Here is a 16,697-nt window from a genome sequence, read left to right as displayed (position 1 = left end):
GAAGCCTTTCCAACCTGACGGTGGTGGCGGCTGGTTGGGCAGCTGTTCGAACGTATCGATGATCCGCCCGCCGGCGGACGGATGCGGGTGTGCCGCAGTTGCACGGACCAACGCGAGGAGTGCCGGTGCGGGCGTTCCTCCCGCGACCAGCACTCCTCCTCGTCGTTCCGCACGTCTACGCGGTGTTCAGCGCGTGGCGGCGCTGCCACGGCCGGTGCCCGGCCGGTTCACTCGGCCCGCTGCTGGAGCTGCTCGGCAAGGGTCTGCCAGGCGGCGGCGCAGCTGCGTGCGAGGTCGGCGACCTCGGGTGCCCAGTGGCCGGGCAGACCGCGGCCGAGGGTCTCCATGCCCTCGCCGTCCACCGTGTAGTGGTGGAGCCAGCGCAGGGTGCGCCGGCCGGCCTCGTTGAGCCGCAGCGAGGGGTCCTCGCTCAGCTTGGCGAGCAGTTTCTGCCGGTCGACGGTGATCTCCCGCCGCTCGCTGCGGGCGCTCACCGCCCGCTGTGTCTGCCGGGGCACCACGGGCGTGCCCGGCGCCGGGCTCTGGCCCGCGGCCGTGCGGTAGCGGCCCGGTACGGGGTCCTCGCCCCGGTCGATGCGCTGGCGCACGTCCCGCACGGTGGCCGGGGAGAGGCCGGTCGCCCGGGCCACCTCGCGCAGCCCCGCGTCGGGCCGCTCGTGGATCATCGCGGCGGCCTGCTGGCGGCGGTATCCGCTGTCCAGCGGGCGCAGCCGGCCGTCGCGGCCCAGGCGCGCGTTCGACTGCGGAGCGTCCGCCGAGGAGCGGGACCGGATCCGGGAGATCGTCTTGTCGGAGAGGCCCACGGCGGCGGCGACGGCCCGGTCGGACCACTGCGGGTGGGTCATGATGATGCGCGCGGCGGCGACCGAGCGGTCGGAGCGCGACAGCGGCAGACCGTGGGTGACGTTGGCCTTGACCGCCAGGACGTAGGCGGCGCCCTCGTCGCAGTCGACCATCCGGGCCTGGATGGTGGTCCGGCCGTTGAGGAGCGCGGCGCGCACCCGGTGGGTGCCGTCGATGACGCGCATCGACGAGCGGTGGACGGTGATCGGCGGCAGCGAGTCGCCGGCTTCGGCGAGCACGCGCACGTGGTCCTCGTCCGCACCGCCGAGACGGGGCGAGTCCTCGAAGACCAGGGAGTCGATGCGTACTTCACCGGCGGGATGCGACTCGATCCAGACCATGGAGGTCACGACCTCGTCGAGGTCCGCCGCGTGGATCTTCAGTAACTGATCGTCAATTGATTGCTCGGCCAGACTCACTTTGCGCCCCCTCGCAATGAATCGGAACCGGAATCCACTTCCGGTGTGCGAAATGAAAGGCGACGGGAGAAGCCTTGTCAACCACCCCGGAGCCGGTTCGCCGGGCGCCCGATTCCCTTGCGGGACAAGGCTGTTCACGCGCGTGCGAGGCGTGGACCGGGCAGCCCGAAGGGCCCTCGGAGGAGTGCGGAGGGCCTCGCTGTACGGGGGCAAACGGCGGACGAACAGAGCGGAAGTTCAGGTTCCGTCAAGCGCGGACAACCTTCTGTACCGTCGGAGGTGAACAGTCGGGGGAATCGGTCCACCGAGGAGGACCGGACGTCAGGGAGCGTCAGAAGCCGGGCCGGAATCGCACATTCCGGGGTGGTGATCCGCTTCGCACTCGTGATGCGGCCGGGCCGCTTCCCCGCCGCCGGTGTCGTCGCCGCTCGCGTTCCCGTCCCGCGGCGACGACCCGGCTGACGTCAAGTGGCGTGAACTTGGCCGGTTTTATGGCCGAGAACAGACCCGGAACCCGTCACATCGGCGTGACGGGCTCCGGGCCCGCGTGGCGTCAGTCGCCGCAGATGCCCTCGACCGCGACCTTCTCGTACAGATGGGGCGAGACCGTGCAGCCCTCCGGGTACCCCGAACCGCCGGGACGGGCCTGGAGGTTGCCGTGCGCCGCCGCCAGATGGGCGGCGGACCGCCAGACCGCGATGTTCACCAGGATGCGGCTGCCGGCGATGCCCCGGTGCATCTGCGTGGAGACGAAGCCGGGCTGCCGCGTGAAGTATGCGGCGTCCTCGCGCCAGAGCGCCAGGAACTCCTCGGTCCTGCCCCGCGGAACGGTGAACGTGTTGACCAGCACCACCTGGCCGGTCCGTTCCCGGAGTTGCTCCGTATAAGGAGTGGTCTCGTCTGCCTCCACGAATTCGATCACAAGGCCTCCTGCGGGTGGGCGGGTCGAGCCGGAGCGCCGCCTCAGCGCGGCGAGCCGAACCAGCGCGCGAGCGCGTCGAGCAGCTCACCGCCGTCCGGGGCGACCCAGGCTACGTGCCCGTCGGGACGCAGGAGGACGGCGTCCGGCGTCGTCCCCTCGGCCGTGTCCGCCGGGACCCAGCCGTCCGGGACGATGTCCACCCGGTCCGACCAGCTCGCCCCGGTGACGATGTCGATCCGGTCGGACCAGCCCTCGGCGAGCCGGGCCGGCTCCGTGCCGCCGTCCGCGACGACCAGCACACCACGTGCCCGGTGCAGCAGCTCCGAGACCCGGGTGGTGGAGCCGTCCCCGAGCTTGACCTCGCGGTCGGGCATGCGCAGCCCGAGCAGCGGATGCCCCGCGGCCCCGCCCATGTCGTACCGGATGCCGAGGCCGCTGACGTGCCCGGCCAGGCGCCGCGCGGCGTCCGGCGACTGCACCAGCTCGCGCATCACCTCGCGCATCGGCTCCATCTCGTCGCCGGTGAGATAGAGGGAGGCCTGGGCGAGGGTGTTGCGCAGCAGCTTCTCGCCCACCGGGTGCCGTTCGGCGTGGTAGGTGTCGAGCAGTCCCTCCGGCGCCCAGCCGTTGACGGTGGCGGCCAGCTTCCAGCCGAGGTTCACCGCGTCCTGGACGCCGACGCTCAGCCCCTGGGCGCCGGCCGGGATGTGGATGTGGGTGGAGTCGCCGGAGAGCAGCACCCGGCCGCGCCGGTACTCGGCGGCCTGGCGCGTGGCGTTGGTGAACGCGCTGACCCACTTCGTCTCGGCCCCGTGCAGCGACTGCCCGGTGAGCTCCTGCCAGGAGTCCGCGATCTCGGTGAACGTCACCTTGCTGCTGTCGCGGGGAGTGAGCTTCGCCGGGTGGATGATGATCCGGGTCACCCCCTCCTCCAGGCGGATCGCCATCACCATGCCGCCGTCGACCCGTTCGCCGATCACCCGCGGCTTGATGTCGGGGCGGTCCACGACGTCCGCCACGTACATCCCGCGGGTGGCCTCGCGTCCGGGGAAGTCGATGCCGGCCAGTTTGCGGATCCGGGAGCGCCCGCCGTCGCAGCCCACCAGGTACCGCGCGGTGTGCTCGGCGCGGCCGTCCGGCCCGTCCACCACCACGGTGATGTCGTCCGGCCCTTCCCGGTAGTCGACCACCTCGTATCCGCGGCGCACGTCCACGCCCAGGTCGGTGGCCCACGCCTCCAGGATCTCCTCGATGCGGTACTGGGGCACTCCGCGGATGCCGAAGTGGTTGTCCTCCAGGGCGGTGAAGTCGATGCGCACACCGCCGAAATGGCCCTCGTTGCCGATCTCGATGTTCCCGAAGCGGGCCAGCAGTCCGCGCTGGTGGAAGACCTCCGCGGCCCGCCGGGTGAACCCGACTCCGCGCGACTCCCCGCTCGGGGTGCCTCTCTGCTCGTAGACGACGACGTCGACGCCGTTCAGCCGCAGTTCGCCGGCCAGCATCAGCCCGACGGGTCCGGCACCGGCAATGATCACGCCAGTTCCCATGGTTCGTCCTCCTGGATGAGATATGCGAGATCGAATTCAGCGGTTCGGGAATCCACTCGCAACGCCCCGCGACGCCGCTCAATCGGCCTGTCGAGATCGAAAACGGAGCGTTGAATGTGATCATGCTCAGCGGCTCCCGCCAAAGACCTTTCGGGCCGCCGAAGAAGTCTGCAACTCGTCGATCAGGGGCGTCAAGGGGAATGGGTCCTGCTGTTTTCCATGGCCTCCGTGAACGCCTCTCCGGCCACTTTCGTCAACCTTCTTGAAATACGTCCCGGGACTCCCGGTGATCCTTTTCCGCCCTTCGGAAGGGAAGTGATAAACGGAATAGGAATGACGTATTCAACAGACCGAAGTGCCTTGTTCCGGATACGCGCCCCGAGATCAAGATCCAATGGGCCGCTCGACCTCGACTTTCCGCGGTTGCCCTCTTGACTCGGAGAAATGGATGTTGGAATGGTGATCCACGCAGAACACCAGACTTAATAAGGAGAGCGATGTCCTCCGCAGTCACGCAGAAGCTCACGGTTTTTCTGGCGTTCCCGCAGGATGCCGAGGAGGCGGTGACCTTCTACACGTCCCTCTTCGACGGCTCAGAGGTGATCAACACCATTCGCGCCCGGGCCGGTGAGCCGGGCTGGGTGGAGGGAACCCTGCAACACGCGGTCTTCACCCTGGCCGGCCAGCAGTTCATGTGCATCAACATTCCGCCGGAGGGCGCCCGGGGCTCCGACCACGCCCCGTGGGACACGTACGCGTTCTCCCCCGCGATGGCGGTGTACGTGCAGTGCGACTCGGACGAGGAGTTCGACCGGGTCTTCGAGGGCCTCTCCGAGAAGGGTGAGGTGATCATGCCGGTCGGCACCTACGGGTTCAGCGCCAAGTTCGCCTGGGTCAACGACCGCTTCGGCGTTTCCTGGCGGATCAACCTCTCCGAGAGCAAGACCGCGTAACCGCACGTCCCCGCTCCACCGTCGGCCATGAGGCACTACCGCCTCATGGCCGACGCTTCCCTGCGGAAACGTTTTTTCAAGGGCCGCCTACTTACCGGTCGGTCACTTGTTCACGGAACTCTCCGCACGGCGATCCGCAGCGCCGCCCTCCACCGCTCACCCGCCCCACACGGCTCTTCGCCGCCCTTTTCACCCTCCACGCGCTTTTCCCTGCCCGGATTACGCGCGTGGCCGGATCACCCGGGGCCGGAATACCCGTGCCCGTATGCGTTGCCTTCGCGAGATGCACGACATCCCTCGGACGTCCCCCTTGACCACGGGAGAAGACATGATCTTGGTAACCGGCGCGACCGGGAACGTCGGCAGAAACATCGTCGACGAGCTGCTGAAAGCGGGAGAGCGGGTACGGGCCATCGCCCGCGACCCCGCCAAGTGCACCCTGCCGGGCGACGTGGAGGTACTGGCCGCCGACCTGAGCCGGCCCGAGACCCTGGGCCGGGCGCTGCGGGGAGTTGAACGGCTCTATCTGTGGCCGGTGTTCGGCGAGCTCCGGGGAGCGGTCGACGCCATCGCCCGGGCCGGGGTGCAACATGTGGTCATGCTGTCTTCCGAGGCGGTCACCTATGCTGCCGAAGAGCCGCACATCGCGTGCGAGAAGGCCGTCGTCGAGTCGGGAATGTCATGGACGTTCCTGCGGCCGAGCGCGTTCATGTCCAACGATCTCCTCTGGATACCCCAGATCGCCAAAGACGGAGTGGTGCACGGTGTGTACGGAAGTTCCGCGATGGCGCCGATCCATGAGCGCGACATCGCGGCGGTCGCGGTGAAGTCCCTGCTCGCGGCGGAATCCGGCACGATCCACGCGATCACCGGACCCCAGTCGCTCAGCCAGGAGGAACGGGTGCGCATGCTCGGCGCCGCGCTCGGCATCCCCACCCGCTTCCAGGAGGTGCCGCGCGAACGCGTCCGCGCGGCGATGGTCAACTACCTCTCCGGGTACGTCGCCGACCAACTCCTTGACCGCCGCGAGAAGTTGCAGGGCGGGGAGGCGGAGGTCCTGCCCACCGTCGGCCTCGTCACCGGCCGTCCCGCCTACACGTACGCCGAGTGGATCACCCACCACGAGGCGGAGTTCCGCCCCGTACTCAAGATCTGACCCTTTGTGAGGTGCACTGTGCATTCCGCCGTCAACGAGACCCTGAACTCGCTGGACCGCACCCGCCGGCCCGTCATCGGCATCACGGCCGTCGTGACCCAGATCAAGTTCGCGATCTTCGAGATGGACGCGACGTTCGTTCCGCAGACGTTCGTCCAGAAGGTCGCCGACGCCGGCTGCATACCGGTCCTGCTGGCTCCGCAGCCCGGTGTCGAGCAGACCATCGGCGGGCTCGACGGTCTGCTGCTGCTCGCGGGTCCCGACGCGGACCCGGCGCTGTACGGGCAGGAGAAGCACGAGAAGACCGGCTGGAACGACACCACCCGCGACCGTGCCGAACTCGCCCTGATCGAAGCCGCGTTGGCGGACGACCTGCCCACGCTCGGCATCTGCCGCGGTGAGCAGCTCATCAACATCCTGCGCGGCGGCACCCTCCAGCAGCACCTGCCGGACATCGTCGGCCACGACAACCACTCCCCCGGCGGCAAGGAGTACGGACAGCAGAAGGTGCGGCTCGAACCGGGCAGCCTCATCGCCGACTTCCTCAAGAAGGACGTCGTGCCCTGCCACCACCACCAGGTCATCGACCAGGTCGGCGAGGGTCTGACGGTGACCGCCTGGTCCGAGGACGGGACGGTGGAGGCGATCGAGGTCGACGGCCACCCGTTCGCGGTCGGTGTGCAGTGGCACGCCGAGGAGTCCGACGACGACAGCCCGTTCACGGCGCTCGCCGAGGCGGCGCGGCAGCGGATGGCGGTCCGGCGCGGCTGATCCGCGCCGGCTCGGAGTCCGCTCAAGGAACGACAGAGGCGCAGCACGGCCGGATGGCCGGGCTGCGCCTCTTGGTGTTGCATGGAGCGTGCCGGGTGGAGCGGGGCTTCGGGGGGGTCTTCGCCGTGAGAACCAGGGATTTTTCGAGGGGAAACAGGGAGCCTTCCCGGTTTCCCGGTCCCTTCCGTACCCGCCCCGGAGCGGACCCCGGCTACGCCGCCAGGATCTTCACGTCCATTTCGTCCAGGTGCCCGGGGTCCGCGAGCATGTCGATCGCGGCGATCCGGCCGTCCACGACGATGAAGTCGAACACCACCTTCACGCTGCCGTTCGGCGCCCAGACCATGCCCGGGGCCCCGTCCACCAGCGCGAGCTGGGCGACCTGGGCCCGGCCGGAGAACGTCTTGGCGACCGCCTGGGCACCGAGGGCGCCGCTCGCGCCCATCGCCAGGGCGGCGCCGTCGACCCGGACGACGACCTCGGGGTCGAGCAGGGCGAGCAGTTCGTCGAACCGGCCGCCGCGCGAGGCGGCGAGGAAGGCGTCGACGATCTGCCGCTGACGGCCCCGGTCGGCGGTGGGCGCGGCCTCGGCGTTCTGCACCCGGCGGCGCGCCCGGCTGGCGAGCTGCCGGGTGGCGATGGTGGAGCGCCCCACCACCGGGGCGATGTCGTCGAAGGGGACGGCGAACATGTCGTGCAGGACGAACGCGAGCCGCTCGGCCGGGGAGAGCGTGTCGAGCACCACGAGCAGCGCCGGGCCGACCGAGTCGACCAGGACCGCCTCCTGTTCGGGGTCCGCGCTCTCGTGCGCGCCGTGGTGGACGGGCGGTGGCCGCTCGCCCAGCAGGTCCTCGCGCCGCGACTCGCGCGAGCGCAGCATGTCCAGGCAGACGCGGGCGACGACCGTGGTCAGCCAGCCGCCCAGGTTCTCCACCGCGCTCACGTCCGCGCGGCTGAGCCGGAACCAGGACTCCTGCACGGCGTCCTCGGCCTCGCTCAGCGAGCCCAGCATCCGGTAGGCGACCGCCCGCAGATGGGGGCGGTACGCCTCGAAGCGCTCCGCCAGCAGTTCGGTCTCGTCCATGGTCAACATTCCTCCACCGGGCCCGTCGTCACGCACTGCGAAACCCAGCCTATGGGACAAGTCACATCACGTTCATAATCCGGATGTTCGGTATCCAGTTCGGTCATTGCCTATGAAATGGGGCTTCGGGGAGAGAGGCCGTCCGCCCGCCGCCCCCGCCCGGGCCCGGTCAGCCGAGCCGGGAGGCCAGGAACTCCTCCCAGGTCACCCGGGCCGTGTCGTAACCCTCGCGCGGGCCCTTGGGCAGCAGGCCGCCGGCCCGGATCCTCCCCAGGCCCGGCATCCACACCGGGACCACCGGAGAGCCGCGGTGGACCGCCTTGAGGTAGGCGCGGATCATCGCGACCGCGTCGGTGGCCTGCGGCCCCACGAGGTCGGGCACCCGCCCGGCCGGCTTGTCCAGGGCCAGCTCGGCGAGCCGGGACGCCACCTCCTCCGGGTCGATCGGCTGCACCTTGAAGCCGGCGGGCACCGGGACCAGCGGCAGCTTCTTCGCCTTCCGGGCCCCGTTGAGGATGAAGTCGTAGAACTGGGTGACGCGCAGCAGCGTCCACGGCACCTCGGACCCGGTGACCACCCGCTCCGACTCCAGCTTCGCCTTGAAGTAGCCGAACGAGACGTCCTCGACGCCGACGATGGAGATGTAGACGAGGTGGGCGACGCCCGCCGCCCCGGCCGCGCGGACCAGGTTGCGGGTGGCGTCGGCGTCGCCCTTCTTGTCACTGGCGCAGTGCACGAGCGTGCCCACGCCTTCGACGGCGGGGCCGATGCCCTGGTCCTTGGCGAGGTCGCCGGTCACATAGGTGACACCGTTCTGCGCCGGGCGGCTCTTCCTGCTGAGCACCCGGACGTCGGCGCCGGCGTCCCGCAGCCGCGAGACGACCAGTCGTCCCAGCGTGCCGGTGCCGCCGGTCACCAGGATGGGCGACGTCATGGCTCCTCCTTCGTTGAAGTGTCGCCACACTGACGAGGCGGCCCGCGAAAGTGTGACGTCCGGGTTCCGGACCGGCCCCGGACGCACGACGGGCGCACCGCTTCCCGGAGGAAACGGTGCGCCCGCGATCGAGGCCGGGGACGAGCCGGTGCGCTCTCGTCCGTACGGGATCAGCCCAGCCGCGCCGACTCGGCGCGCGGCCCGACCGGGAGGTCCGCCTCGTCGCGCTCGGGGTGGCCCGGGCGCCAGAACCTCGGCCCGAGCTCCAGCGCGAGCGCCGGGATCAGCAGGCTGCGGACGATGAACGTGTCCAGCAGGATGCCGACGGCCACCAGCAGGCCCTGCTGGAGCGAGGCCACCGTCGGGATGGCCGCGAGGACGCTGAAGGTGGCGGCGAGGACCAGGCCCGCCGAGGTGATCACACCACCGGTGACGGTGAGGCTGGTGAGGACGCCGTCGCGGTGGCCGCGCTTGCCGACCTCCTCCCGGGCCCGGGTCATCAGGAAGATGGTGTAGTCGACGCCGAGGGCGACCAGGAACAGGAAGCCGAACAGCAGCAGCCCCCGGTCGATCCGCGGATACCCCACGGCGTGGAAGAGCAGCGCCGCCGCGCCCACGGCCGCGGTGTACGAGAGCACCACCGACAGCAGCAGCATCAGCGGTGCCACCAGCGCCCGCAGCAGGATGATCAGCATGATCAGGACCACCGCGAGGATGAGCGGGATCAGTACCTTCTCCTCCTTGCCCTGGGCGTCGGAGGTGTCGAGCGCGATCGCCGTCTGCCCGCCGACCACCGCGTCCTGGGCCTCGCCGGAGGCCCGGTCGAGCGCGGTGCGCATCCGGTCGACGGTCGCGCGGGCGGCCTCGGTGTCCGGCGCGTTCTTCAGGACGGACTCGATGTGCGTCCAGCCGTTCCTGGACGCCACGGTGGTCGCCTTGGTGACGCCGGGCACGCCCTGGACCGTGGAGAGCGCGGCGGCCGCGCCCGCGTCCTTGACGTACACGTCGGCGGGGGCCGAGGAGCCGGCCGGGAAGTGCTCGGACAGCAGCTCCTGGCCCGCCACCGAGTCGACCTTCTTGGTGAACTGCTCGGCCTGGGTCTGGCCGGTGGACAGCGACATCGCGCCGAACGCCAGCGCGCCGAGCACCAGGACCGTGCCGATCCAGATCGGGCGCGGCCTGCGGCCCACGAAGCCGGAGATCCGTCCCCAGAAGCCGTGCTCCTTCTCGACGCTCGCGTCCACGTACTGCGCCGAGTAGCGCGGGGTGAACGGCCAGAACACCCAGCGGCCCAGGATCACCAGGAACGCGGGCAGCAGCGTGGTCATCGCGAAGTAGACGATGACGACGCCGAGGGCGACGACCGGGCCGAGGCCCCGGGTGGAGTTCATGGAGCCGAACACCAGGCAGAGCGTGGCGATGCCGACGGTCGCCGCGGAGGCGGTGATCGCGGGCAGGCAGCGGCGCAGCGCGTACACCATCGCCTCGTGGCGGTCCTCGTGGCGGTGCAGCTCCTCGCGATAGCGCGCGATCAGCAGCAGGGCGTAGTCGGTGCCGACGCCCAGGACCAGGACGATCAGCACATAGGCGCTCTGGCCGTTGACCGTCAGCCCCGCGTGTTTGGCGAGGAGGTAGACGACGGCGCTGGCGACCTGGCTGGCCAGGCCCACCGAGAGCAGCGGGATCAGCCACAGGATGGGGCTGCGGTAGGTGAACAGCAGGAAGATCGCGACGAGTCCGAGCGTGGCACCCATCAGGGCGCCGTCCATACCGGAGTAGACATCGATGAAGTCGGCGATGCTGCCGGCCGGGCCCGTGATCCTGACGTCGAGGCCGTCCGGCGCGTCCTTCTCCGCCGCCTTGCGCAGGTCCTTCACGCCGTCGCCCAGGACGCTGTTGTCACTCTTGTCCGACTTGATGGGAACGCTGAGGAAGGCGGCCTTGTTGTCGGAGGCGACCGTGACCGGCGGGATCTCCGCCGCGGCGATCCGGTCCGTGACGAACCGGGCCCGGTCGGCGTTGACCTTGGCCAAGTCGGCGCCGCTCAGGCCGTCTTCGCGCGCGTAGACGACGACCGCGCCGAGGCGGCCCTTGTCCTGGAAGTAGTCCTCGGCGATCTTCACCGCCTTCGTCGCCTGCGCGTTCTTCGGCAACCAGGTCTGGGCCTCGTTGTTCTGTACGTCACCGAGCTTGGCCGCGAGGGACCCGCCCACGACGATGAGCAGCACCCACAGCACGAGGACGGCCCACTTGGAGCGGCGGCCGGCGACGGCCCTCGCGTACGTGTGGGCGAACGAAGACGTGGCTGGGGGCGGCGGCTCCTCGATGGACTGCCTCGGTGATGGAGGATGCGTCGTCATGACTGCTCGCTAAGGGTCGGGAGCCCGCGCGGCCGTGCGGCGCTCAGGGCTCGGTCGAACTCGGTCTGTTCGAGGGGCCTCCCCTGTACGACCCGATCGCCTCGACCCGATCGGGGTACCTCTTCCTGTCACATGAGCTGGGTTTTGTTCGTCACTGCTATGACGGAACGTGGCCAGAGGGTGTGACCGTGACGCGTTCGTCACTCACTGACGGAGCGCGACGAAGGAATGTGACCGATGGACGACGGCGAATGGCTGGCGCGGCGTTTCGAGGAGAGCCGACCGCATCTGCGGGCCGTGGCATACCGGATGCTGGGCTCGCTGAACGAGGCCGACGAAGCCGTCGAGGAAGCGTGGTTACAGATCATCGACAGCGGCGACGACGCCACGGACGAGGGGGTCCGGGGCCTGCCCGCGTGGTTGATGACGGTGGTCGCCAACGTCTCCCTCGACCGGCTGCGCTCGCGCAGGGCGGTGCTGCCCGACGCACTGCTGCCGCGGGTACCCGCCGCGCGCCGGGCGCCGGACGATCTGGCGGCCCCGGTGCCGGCCGCGCTGGCGGCGGACCTGGCCCGGATGGGCCCGGCCCACCAGGAGTTGCTCGCGGACTCGGTGGGCCTGGCGCTGCTGGTGGTCCTGGAGACGCTGGACCCGGCCGAGCGGATGGCGTTCGTCCTGCACGACCTGTTCGGTCTGCCCTACGAGGAGATCGCGCCCATCGTCGGCGCCGCCGGGGCCGACGCCGCCCGCGAACTGGCGGGCCGGGCGCGGGTGCGGGTGCGGAGCGTGGACCCGCTGCCCGAGGCGGGCCCGGACCGGATGCGGCGGATCGTGGACTCCTTCCTCGCCGCCTCGCGCGGCGGTGACTTCGACACGCTGGTGGCGATGCTCGACCCCGAGGTGGTGCTGCACGCCGACCCGGAGGCGGTGGCGGCGGGCGCGCCGGGCGCGGAGGTGCGGGGGGCCGCCTCGGTGGCCAGGACCTTCTCGGGCCGGGCGCGTTACGCCCGACTGGCGCTGGTGGACGGGGCGGTGGGCGCGGTGTGGGCGCCGCGCGGACGGCCCCGGGTGGTCTTCGGGTTCACGATCGTGGACGAGCGGATCACCGGGATCGACATGCGGGCCGCCCCCGACCGGCTCAGCCGGACGGATCTGACGATCCTGGGCGAGTGAGGGGACGCCGCCAGGCGTACTCCAGCGGCCGTCCAGCCGGCGTCCGGACCAACAGCGGCGCGTCACCGGGAGGAAGACCCGGTGGCGCGCCGCCCGCGTGCGGCCCCGGGCGCCATCCGTCTCCGCCGCCGTCCGCGCGGCTGCCTCGTTGAACAATTGACGTCCCGGAGAAATCCGCCCCCGTTTTCCGGCCGCATACGCGAGCGCCTCTTACCGGCCCGCTTACCTGCCCCTCTTACCGGGTGGCGTCGATCACTTTATGCGCCGCACCGATCAAGGGATTCCCTTTTCCTCGCCCCCGTTCCGGCGAGACGGAAATGCGCACGTGAATGGATAACGGACACCGCGCCCGTAAACCCGTGCGGTGACACCCGCGACCGGGGGCGCGCGCAGGTGCCGAGCGGGGGTGTGCGCGCAAGGTGTTCGACTGCGAAAGTTCCGCGGTTGCACGGGCGCGCTTCGCGTATACCTTCGTACGGAGCATCCGCCGCGGCCCCCGCCCGCGGATCGCGGGTCCGGCCCCGATCCCCCCGGTTCCCGCAGGTCAGAGACGTTCCTCGGCGGTGCCCCGGCCGCCCCCGCCACGTCCGCGCGGTGCTGACTTGAGCATATTGCATCCCCTTGCCCCACCGGGGATTATCAGGAGTCCGCGCGATTCAAGATTCCCTCCAGCAGGAATCCACCGCACGTTTTGATCCGCGCCTGCACACCGCTCGCCCGCCGTTCCCATGAAGCGGGCCTCCGTGTAATTCTGGCCGACGTCGCCACGGTGCGGCGCGCTATTGATGCTCTCTTACGTGGTCACGAGCGAAACAGGACAAGAGGGGGGCCACATGCCCACGAATACTTCGGACGACTCACTCGACGAGGTGGAAGGCTCGGTATCCGGGCGCAACAAGGTGATCGCCGAGCGCAAGCGCAGCGAGACCTGGAAGAAGCCCCCGCGCCGCATCGAGCGGGCCGAGTGCATCACCTGCGACACCTGCCTGCGTGCCTGCCCGCCCGAGTTCAACGCCATCTTCGACAACGGGCTCGACGTCGTCATCATCCCCGAGCTCTGCTCGGGCTGCCCCAAGTGCGTCCTGGAGTGCCCCGTCGACTGCATCTACGTGGACGAGGACTGGACCCCGACGTCCGACGCGATGTGGAACCACATCGGGCTTACCGCTGAGGGTGTGTCATGACCAGTTTCGCTGAGCGCAACGGCACGTCGCGCCGCGCCATCAACGCCAAGAAGCGGCAGAGCCGCCGGCCCAGCCGCCTGGGCGCGGTGGCCGGGGCCACGCCGAAGCCGGACCGCGTCAAGGACGAGGAGGCGGGCTTTCCCACCCTCCTGAAGAACGCCTGGGAGAAGGCGGTCGAGGCCCGTGACCTGCGGACCGCGGTGAACACCCTGCTCACCCTGGACGGCCATGTCCCCGCCGACGTCCAGCTGCGCGCGCTGCGCACCGCGGACGAGGCGGCGCTCAAGGTGCTCTGCGGCATCTCCTGGCGCGAGGAGGACCTGCCCGCCCCGGTGCGCGACTCCCAGGAGCGCCCCGCGTTCCTGGGCGAGCTGGGCCTGACCACCACCGGCCGCATCGTCGTCCGCGTCCCCTCCCAGGGCTCGCTCGCCGACGAGGAGAACCTGGTCGACGGTGTGATGAGCGTGCCGTGGTCGGCGCAGGACCTGCTCGACTACGAGAGCGAGGTCAACCGCGCCGCCGCCCGCTACGCCGACCAGGTCGTCGACTGCCGCCAGTGGCTGGCCGCGCTCGGCACCCCGGCCCGCGACGAACTCCTGGAGACCGTACGGGAGTCGGCGCTGCGCACCGCCCCCTTCGTCCTCCACCAGGAGGGGAAGCTCTACACCAACTTCCGCGAGGGCAACAACCTCATCGGCAAGACCCTGTGGGCGGGCCACCCCAGCGAGACGTTCAGCAGTCTGCTGGGCGTCGAGATGGAGCGCTGGTCCGACCACGACGCGATGCTGGTCGTCTGCCTCACCCTGCTCGTACGGTCGGCGGGCGCCGGCCGCATCGAGGAGGCCAACGGCACCCAGCTCAGCCTGGACCACCTCGCGTATCTGCTGGAGCGCACCCGGCGCAACTACAACGCGGTGCCCGGCGGCGAGCCGGTCCCGGCCGCGCCCACCCACCGGGTCGAGGCGCTCAACACCCTGGCGAAGGCGCTGCGCGAGCGGCGCGTCGGGCACGTCCTGCCCAACGCCCAGCTCTACCGCGAGATCCACGGCGCGCTGATGCACAAGATCGAGCGCCTGGCCGGGCCGTACGGCGAGGAGTCGATGCGGCGCGAGGCGGAGCTCGTGGAGCGGCTGCGCGAGCGGCTCCCGGTCGCCGGGACCACCTTCGAGGAGCTGAGCGCGAGCCTGACCGCCTCCCCGGACTGGCTGGCCCGCCCGTACGGCGACTTCGGCACCGGCCTCGAAGCCCTGGTGTACGAGACGGTGGCCGGGGCGACCGACGTCTTCGAGGCCGACTTCGCGATGAGCCGCGGCATGCGCTCCCTGCCGGAGCTGATGCGCGCCCTGCGGGAGCAGAGCTACGCCGAGATCACCAAGTGGGACATCACCGACTTCTTCTGCTGTGTGGTGCCGGCCCCCGCGGCCAAGCGCTACTTCGAGGACTCGGTGCCCCAACTCGCCGACACCGCCTGGGCGATGTCGTCGCGGATGCAGTACAACTCCTGGCACTTCATCGCCGGCAACCTGCCCAAGGTGCCCGCCGTGGTGGAGCGCGACCACTTCATCCCGCCGACCATCCCGGACGTCGCCTTCTACTCCGACCAGCACCACCACGGCCATGTCGCGGCCAAGGTGCGCTTCAGCATCCGCAGCCCGCAGGCGGTCGAGGTGCTGGGCCGGACGTTCAACGGGTTCATGGACCTGCGTCTGCTGCGCTGCGAGGGCCGGCCGTTCGACGAGAGCGACCTGCTCGCCGCCCACCGGACCTCCGCCTTCATCGCCAGCGCCATGAGCGCCGCCGCCGCGCTGGTGGCCGCGGGCGAGGACATCGAGGTCACCGCCTTCGACTCCGCATGGCACCTCACGTCGGTCCAGGCCGCGGCGGCGAAAGCCAGGCAGCCGCACCCGGTGTCGTGACCGGCGCCCCACCTGTCCTTGCAAGGAGATCCGTTGACCTCCATCGGTGACATACGCGAGCTCCTCGCCCGGGGCGAGCTCACCGCGGCCGAGCACGTCCAGTCGGTCCTCACCGCCATCCAGAAGACCGACATCGAGCTCGGGGCGTTCGTCTCCGTCGCGGGCGACGAGGCCGTACGGGAGGCCGAGCTGGCCGACGCCCGGATCCGGGAGCTCGGCCGGGCGGCGTTCGAGCGGCAGCCGCTGCTCGGCATCACCGTCTCGGTGAAGGACCTGATCCAGACCGGGGACCTGCCCACCGCCCGGGGATCCCTCCTGGAGAACCGGCGGCCCCGCGCCGACGCGCCCTCGGTGGCGCGGCTGCGGGCCGCCGGGGCGATCGTCGTGGGCAAGACCACGACGTCGGAGTACGGCTGGAGCGCCTCCACGGTGAGCCGGGTGGCTCCGCCCACCCGCAACCCGTGGGACCCCGAGCTCACCGCCGGCGGCTCCAGCGGCGGCGCCGCGGCCGCGGTCGCGGCGGGCCTGGGCTCGGGGGCGCTGGGCACCGACGGCGCGGGCTCCATCCGCATCCCCGCCGCGTTCTGCGGGGTCGTCGGCTACAAGCCGTCGTTCGCCAAGGTGCCCTATGTGCCCGCCTGCGCCGACCGGCTCTCCCACCAGGGGCCGATCGCGCGGACCGTGCCGGACGTCGTCGAGCTCGCCTCGGTGATCACCGGCGGCCATCCGGGCGACCCGGACTCGCTGATCGGCACCGTCGACCTGCCGGGCCAGCGCCGCTCGCTGCGGATCGGCTGGATCGAGTTCCCGGGCACCTCCGCGGAGGTCCGCCGGGTCAGCGAGCAGGCGCTGCCCGCGCTGCACGCCCAGGGCCACCGCGTCGAGCGGATCGAGGTGCCCTTCCGCGACCCGTATCCGGCGCTCGTCGACATCCTCGCCGCCAGCGACGCGGCCTCCACCTCGCCCGCCGACGAGGAGTGGTGCGACCCGGGCCGTCTGGCGATCGTCCGGCACGGGCGCACGCTCAGCGGCGCGACCGTGATGCGGGCCGAGGAGGTGCGCCTCGCGCTGCGCACCACCCTGCACGAGATCTTCGACCGGTACGACCTGCTCGCCATGGCCACCGTGCCCATCGAGCCGTTCGACCCGTACGCGATCGGCCCCCAGTGGGCGAGCCGTCCACAGGACCTGCTCTGGCTGGCGTGGACACCCGCCACATATCCCTTCAATATGACTGGCCAGCCGGCCGTTTCCCTCCCGGCCGGGCTCACCCGCGCCGGACTCCCGGTGGGGCTCCAACTCGTGGGCCCGTTCGGGGCGGACGATCTGGTCCTGTCAGCGGCACGCCGTCTCGAGGCGGACCTCGGTCCCCTGCCGGCCGCACCGGACCGAGTAACCGAAAGGATCCTGTAAC

13 protein-coding genes are annotated in these 16,697 nt (G+C 70.7%); 7 read left to right on the top strand and 6 right to left on the bottom strand.

Going from position 1 to position 16,697, the window contains the following annotated elements; translation table 11 throughout:
* Positions 1-227: 227 nt before the first annotated feature.
* The 3 genes from AC069K_RS25570 to AC069K_RS25560 all read right to left on the bottom strand — a co-directional run bounded on the left by AC069K_RS25570 (position 228) and on the right by AC069K_RS25560 (position 3,752).
* Complete coding sequence (locus AC069K_RS25570) at positions 228-1,283, bottom strand: ParB/RepB/Spo0J family partition protein (RefSeq protein ID WP_358832662.1); 1,056 nt, start codon at positions 1,281-1,283, stop codon at positions 228-230.
* Positions 1,284-1,836: 553 nt separating this feature from the next.
* Complete coding sequence (locus AC069K_RS25565) at positions 1,837-2,205, bottom strand: antibiotic biosynthesis monooxygenase family protein (RefSeq protein ID WP_478620220.1); 369 nt, start codon at positions 2,203-2,205, stop codon at positions 1,837-1,839.
* Positions 2,206-2,246: 41 nt separating this feature from the next.
* Complete coding sequence (locus AC069K_RS25560; RefSeq protein WP_478620217.1) at positions 2,247-3,752, bottom strand: FAD-dependent monooxygenase; 1,506 nt, start codon at positions 3,750-3,752, stop codon at positions 2,247-2,249.
* A 497-nt stretch (positions 3,753-4,249) separates the two neighbouring features.
* On the opposite strand from AC069K_RS25560, the gene AC069K_RS25555 reads away from it, so the two are divergent.
* The 3 genes from AC069K_RS25555 (at position 4,250) to AC069K_RS25545 (ending at position 6,632) form a co-directional block, all read left to right on the top strand.
* Positions 4,250-4,705, top strand: a complete 456-nt coding sequence (locus tag AC069K_RS25555) for a VOC family protein (RefSeq protein ID WP_358832659.1) — start codon at positions 4,250-4,252, stop codon at positions 4,703-4,705.
* A gap of 328 nt (positions 4,706-5,033) precedes the next feature.
* Positions 5,034-5,861 carry an NAD(P)H-binding protein gene (locus AC069K_RS25550; protein ID WP_478620214.1) on the top strand — a complete coding sequence of 276 codons (828 nt, stop codon included), beginning with the start codon at positions 5,034-5,036 and terminating at the stop codon, positions 5,859-5,861.
* 18 nt (positions 5,862-5,879) lie between these two features.
* Entirely contained in the window at positions 5,880-6,632 is a 753-nt protein-coding gene (locus tag AC069K_RS25545; RefSeq protein ID WP_478620211.1) for a gamma-glutamyl-gamma-aminobutyrate hydrolase family protein, read from the top strand.
* A gap of 211 nt (positions 6,633-6,843) precedes the next feature.
* Here the strand turns inward: AC069K_RS25545 and AC069K_RS25540 are convergent, their stop codons facing one another.
* From AC069K_RS25540 to AC069K_RS25530, 3 genes are all read right to left on the bottom strand, one after another.
* A complete protein-coding gene (locus tag AC069K_RS25540) occupies positions 6,844-7,716 on the bottom strand; it encodes a sigma-70 family RNA polymerase sigma factor (protein WP_478620208.1) in 873 nt (290 codons plus the stop codon).
* Positions 7,717-7,885: 169 nt separating this feature from the next.
* The gene (locus tag AC069K_RS25535; protein ID WP_478620205.1) at positions 7,886-8,650 is read right to left on the bottom strand and encodes an SDR family oxidoreductase; all 765 of its coding nucleotides are present in this window, start codon (positions 8,648-8,650) and stop codon (positions 7,886-7,888) included.
* Positions 8,651-8,820: 170 nt separating this feature from the next.
* Positions 8,821-11,010, bottom strand: coding sequence for an MMPL family transporter (locus AC069K_RS25530; RefSeq protein WP_365112478.1), 2,190 nt, complete (start codon positions 11,008-11,010; stop codon positions 8,821-8,823).
* 237 nt (positions 11,011-11,247) lie between these two features.
* Between AC069K_RS25530 and AC069K_RS25525 the strand changes: the two genes are divergently transcribed.
* From AC069K_RS25525 to AC069K_RS25510, 4 genes are all read left to right on the top strand, one after another.
* Entirely contained in the window at positions 11,248-12,183 is a 936-nt protein-coding gene (locus tag AC069K_RS25525; RefSeq protein WP_478620202.1) for a sigma-70 family RNA polymerase sigma factor, read from the top strand.
* A gap of 833 nt (positions 12,184-13,016) precedes the next feature.
* Positions 13,017-13,367 carry a 4Fe-4S dicluster-binding protein gene (locus AC069K_RS25520; RefSeq protein ID WP_358832652.1) on the top strand — a complete coding sequence of 117 codons (351 nt, stop codon included), beginning with the start codon at positions 13,017-13,019 and terminating at the stop codon, positions 13,365-13,367.
* Positions 13,364-15,283, top strand: coding sequence for a hypothetical protein (locus tag AC069K_RS25515; RefSeq protein WP_478620199.1), 1,920 nt, complete (start codon positions 13,364-13,366; stop codon positions 15,281-15,283). The genes AC069K_RS25520 and AC069K_RS25515 overlap by 4 nt, the downstream gene beginning before the upstream one ends.
* A gap of 33 nt (positions 15,284-15,316) precedes the next feature.
* Complete coding sequence (locus tag AC069K_RS25510; protein WP_358832650.1) at positions 15,317-16,696, top strand: amidase; 1,380 nt, start codon at positions 15,317-15,319, stop codon at positions 16,694-16,696.
* Position 16,697: the final 1 nt, after the last annotated feature.

It is taken from the genome of Streptomyces sp. NPDC043908, from assembly GCF_056435525.1.
The sequence above is the reverse complement of the archived record's forward strand: the minus strand, read 5'-3'. Positions and strand labels throughout refer to the sequence as shown.